Consider the following 1244-nt stretch of genomic DNA (forward strand, 5'->3'; position numbering starts at 1 on the left):
TGTAAATATTTCAATGATTTAATTCGATCTTTGTACGGAGCAGAATAAGGCTCAAATCTTTTTTTAAACTTCTCATCTAAAGAAACAATAGTAATTCCATATTCATTATCATTGCCATATTTTTTAGTATCAATTAAAACTTTTGGATAAATTCCTTTCGTTAAAATAATGCAACGGATATTATCTTTATTTAACCTTTCGATTATTTCCAAAGTTAAATCTTCTACTTCTGGATATTTATACATAAAGGGATCTGTGGAAAAACATAAATTAACGAATTTGATTTTATGTTTATATCTTGGAATTTCTTTATCTAATAATTCCAAAGCATTTCCTACAATTTTTGGCTGTAGCCATTCTTCGTAATCTTTAATTTTACCATATCTCTTAGCAAGCATCATAGCATAGCAAGGAAACCTGCAACCGTGAGCACATCCTTCTACGTGATTTATACAAAAATCAGCATATTCAACGCCACTTTTATATAAGAGACTTTTTCTTTCTATTTGATAAATTTTCTTAGAGTGTTTAATTTTCATAATATACCTTTATTTAATTATACCCTTTTTTATACGATATTAAACAACTCGTCATTATTAAAAGATTTTGCATCTTTTCTTGATTCTATACGAATTAGTTTTTTCTCTGCTTCTAATCTTTTAAGAGCATCTTTAAAGTCTTGTTTCCTATATAAGTGTTTTCCTGGTAACAACTTTTCTAAAATTGTATCCAAATTTAAATTTTCTTCATCCTTAAAAATCTTATAAATTTCATTTGTTAATTCTTGTAAGAAAAACAGAGTATTTCTTTCTGGCTCGTCTTTAACCATAACATCTTTCATCTTCTCTAATCCTTTAATGTGTTTAGTTGCAAAAATTAAATAGTAAATATGATTTCCCAAAGAATTTTTAACATTCTTAACTGCATAATATTTAAAACCAACTGATAATAGGTTATTTATATAAAGATCTAAATATTTTTCACGAGCTACGGTCGATGATATTGTATTCTTTTTTCTTTCCAAATAGATCTTTTCCCAATTATCATCTCCAAATATTCTGTTAAGCTTATTTTTCATATTTTTAGTAATGTTTTTTCCTTTTGTTAACGGCATATATCTTCTTATTGCCATACCAAATGGGAAATTGATCAAAACTTCTACTTTCTTTTTCTGTGAAATTTTATGAATTGTTTCCCAGTATAAGTCTCCTGCCTGAGGATCAAGTAAGGCAATAAAAGGAATG

At 26.9% G+C, this 1244-nt stretch carries 2 protein-coding genes; both read right to left on the minus strand.

Annotated elements, in window-relative coordinates; translation table 11 throughout:
- A partial coding sequence (locus tag COZ07_RS05005; protein ID WP_406607486.1) for a radical SAM protein occupies positions 1-539 on the minus strand: 539 nt, incomplete at its 3' end.
- Positions 540-568: 29 nt separating this feature from the next.
- Positions 569-1244: three-Cys-motif partner protein TcmP (gene tcmP, locus COZ07_RS05010; RefSeq protein WP_406607487.1), on the minus strand; the 676-nt coding region annotated here is incomplete at its 5' end.

Origin of the sequence: Candidatus Infernicultor aquiphilus (assembly GCF_002784285.1) — a bacterium.
Lineage (GTDB): Bacteria > Atribacterota > Phoenicimicrobiia > Phoenicimicrobiales > Phoenicimicrobiaceae > Infernicultor > Infernicultor aquiphilus.